This is a genomic window from Bradyrhizobium algeriense, assembly GCF_003062295.1.
In the GTDB taxonomy this organism is placed as follows: domain Bacteria; phylum Pseudomonadota; class Alphaproteobacteria; order Rhizobiales; family Xanthobacteraceae; genus Bradyrhizobium; species Bradyrhizobium algeriense.
The window spans coordinates 1-3,072 of the sequence record NZ_PYCN01000107.1 but is presented as its reverse complement, the minus strand read 5'-3'; the positions used below and the strand labels follow the sequence as shown (position 1 = coordinate 3,072).

Below are 3,072 nucleotides of genomic sequence, written 5' to 3'. Positions count from 1 at the left end.
CATGATGGCCCGGAGCACCACACGCTCCAATCAGAGGCCGGATACATTGATGCAGGACCGCATCTGCCAGGTTGACGAAACCTCTTGCAACGCGCGGCCGGACCATACATTTGGGTCAATCGCGTCACTTTAGCCGTCGGCCGAATACTTCCGGTCTTCCCCTGGAAACGGACATCGTCAGGGCCGGTCGCCATGTCTCAAAGGTGCCAGTTCCGGACATTTGGGAAGTTGCCGACGACCCGCACCGATCGTGTCGCGCGAAAAGGATTGGATCGCCCCGGCTGCGCGACCTTCGGCATCGGCTTCGTGACCTCGCGGGCATGTTCGATGAAGAGTTGCGCGAGTGCACGAACCATCCAGCTCCAACGCAACTCGCGTGTCAGCCTAATTATCACCTTGCTGGCGCCGCTCAAGTCGAATAGTCAGCCCGGCCGTAGGGCCGGGCTTTGGTTTATCGAGAAAAGTTGGCGGGGCTCTTAGGTGGACAACAGATCGATGACCCGCATGATCGCGACGCTGCTGCCTGCATTCTCGTTATTCTCTGGGAGACCTTTGTTGCAGCTCCACACGTCACCCTTCTTAACTGTGAAGTCCTTACCCGGACCTTGGTTGACCACCAATTCGCCCTCGAGGCAATGGCAGACCATGTCGTTTGCCATACCGGGATTCGTCGATTTGGATTTCGGTTGATACACTACGTCGCGCATCGAGACGGTCTTGTACGCGGGGATCATCGACTCACGCTTACCCAAGTCAACCCGCCTCACGCCGGGAGCGATTTCCGTGCCCTGATTCGGCGCATAGGGTTGAGCCACAGCACTTTTCGCCATGACGACCGCCGATGTGGCGGCGAGGCCGAAAGCCAGCGCGGATCTTCTGTCGACATCTTTCATTGCGATCCTCCGATGGAGTTGCCTCTTCCACATGCGCAATGCGCGCGCAGACGTGCGAATTGCACATGCTGCTAGGACTGGCAAAATGAAGAGTGCCGGTCGATTTGAAAGTACGATGCCCGCCGATGGCACGATCGCTGCCCATTCGCAGGAACGGTAAGTTCGGCTCCTCCCGTTTCCGGGGACGGCTCTTTAGAAAGTATACCACCTCAGGTGCCCGATGAAACGGGGTAGCGGCCTGGACCCCCGGATTTCACTCGGAGCTTCTTGCGGTCACATTGGCGGCGTTAGTCCATCCCGACCGACGCGCCAGGCGCGACCCTGCAACGTTCCATCAGGCTGCTTGGCCGCGATGATGAGGACTTTCGCGCCAGGCTTGAGATCGCTCATGTCTCCCGGTACGTAAGCGACGATGGGGGCATCGGCGGGGACGAAGATTTTCTTCTGCCCGTCCTTGTATTTCAACGTCAACGTGCGCCCATCAACAGCAGCAGCGATCTGTTCAACATTCGCGTTCGTCATCGTGCTCTGGGGCCGCAGATCCCACGGATAGTGTCCCTCACCAGTCCCGCGCATGGCCTCTGGGAAAATGTGTACTTCGAGTGCGCTGAAGCTGCCGTCGGCCTTGGGCATGGCGGTAACACCCACGAACGAGCCCTCCTTGATATCGGAAAGCGACGCCTTGACGATTCCGGCGATCTGCGGTTTTTCGGCAAGTGTCACTTTTAGTTCGGCTCCATCGCGTGTCTTAACCACGTAGGCAGCGCTATCAATGACACCTTCGATGGTGCCACGCACGCGGACGGGCGGAGCCTCCTGAGCCCATGCCACGGGCGCCGCCAGAATGGCGGCAAAACCGATCATTCGCAGCGAACACGCTATGGTGCGAGACATCGCTTCCTCCCTGATGATTTGGAGCATTGGCTTTGCAGCTGCCAGGATGACCCTCGACGACCCGGGTCAATTCCACCTCGCGCGCTAGGGATTTCGAGGAACTCCGGCGATCCCTGCGGCATTGATAGCTGCCAAGACTAGACTACCACAGTTGTCCATGTGGGAACTAGTAAGCGCGGCTGACACAACCCTCGGGCGGGCCGGGTTTCGCAAAGGCGAAACAGCCGGGTAACGCTTGAAGTCCGGGTGCCCATTGGATTAACGCCGTAGCGATGCTTGCGGTGATGGGGTTTGGAATCTGCGGCCGCTAGGAGACCAGAGATGTCTCGTTCGAGATCATCGGTTCCCGGGGTTGACGCCGAACTGCTGGCCAAGGACGCTGCCAAACTCCTGCCCGAGCCGAGCCGTCGCGCCTTCCTGCGGGCCGGCGCAGGCGTCGGTGCGCTCGCCTTTCTGACAGGATGCGACATCATCGATGGGCCGTCGGTTGAGAACGCGCTGCGCATCGTGTCTCGTTTCAATGATCGCGTGCAGGCGTGGCTATTCAACCCGAACCGACTCGCACCGACCTATCCAGAAACCGCGATCACGCGTCCTTTCCCGTTCAATGCGTATTATCGCGAGGAGAATGCACCCGAAATTGACGAAGACGATTACAAACTCTTGATCGACGGCTTGGTCGACGACAAACGGCCATGGACGCTTGATCGGCTGTACGCGCTGCCTCAGGAGACGCAGATCACCCGCCTTGTCTGCGTCGAGGGCTGGAGTGCGATTGGAAGATGGACGGGAACGCCGCTCCGCGAATTCCTCCGCCGGATTGGCGCCGATACGCGTGCAAAGTACGTGCATTTCACCTGCGCCGAAGGCTATTCGAGCTCCATCGATATGGCCACGGCGCTTCATCCGCAGACGCAGATGACCTTCAAGTACGATGGAGAGGTCCTGCCGCCGAAATACGGTTTTCCCATGCGCGTGCGCATTCCGACCAAGCTCGGCTTCAAAAATCCTAAGCACGTGATCGGGCTTGTCGTGCTCAATAATTACACCGGCGGCTATTGGGAAGATGAAGGCTACAATTGGTTTAGCGGCCTTTGAACCGAGAGGCCGCCGCCTGTAACGTGTGAGCGAGCCTGCCCGAAAGCCGATGTCGGAGATGGGTCTTGGTTGCGTAAAAACGTCCTAGCGGAAGCATAGACACGTCGCGAGTTTGGCGACGTGGCGGGCGCAGTCATTTTGCCGAGTTTGGCGGCTTTTTCGATTTGGCCGCTCGCCTAATGCGGAT

Annotated in this window: 3 protein-coding genes; 1 reads left to right on the top strand and 2 read right to left on the bottom strand. The window is 58.8% G+C overall.

Features of this window, described 5'->3' with window-relative positions:
- Window positions 1–476 precede the first annotated feature (476 nt).
- Entirely contained in the window at window positions 477–893 is a 417-nt protein-coding gene (locus tag C7G61_RS42395; RefSeq protein WP_108523380.1) for a cupin domain-containing protein, read from the bottom strand.
- 273 nt (window positions 894–1,166) lie between these two features.
- A complete protein-coding gene (locus C7G61_RS42390) occupies window positions 1,167–1,787 on the bottom strand; it encodes a hypothetical protein (protein ID WP_108523381.1) in 621 nt (206 codons plus the stop codon).
- Between the two features lie 321 nt (window positions 1,788–2,108).
- Here C7G61_RS42390 and C7G61_RS42385 point away from each other — a divergent pair, with 321 nt between their 5' ends.
- On the top strand, window positions 2,109–2,885 hold the full coding sequence (locus C7G61_RS42385; protein WP_108523379.1) for a molybdopterin-dependent oxidoreductase: 777 nt from the start codon (window positions 2,109–2,111) through the stop codon (window positions 2,883–2,885).
- Window positions 2,886–3,072: the final 187 nt, after the last annotated feature.

Coding starts and splice junctions, on each gene's coding strand:
- C7G61_RS42385 (WP_108523379.1), top strand. CDS start 2,109: ATGTCTCGTTCGAGATCATCGGTTCCCGGGGTTGACGCCGAACTGCTG.
- C7G61_RS42390 (WP_108523381.1), bottom strand. CDS start 1,787: ATGTCTCGCACCATAGCGTGTTCGCTGCGAATGATCGGTTTTGCCGCC.
- C7G61_RS42395 (WP_108523380.1), bottom strand. CDS start 893: ATGAAAGATGTCGACAGAAGATCCGCGCTGGCTTTCGGCCTCGCCGCC.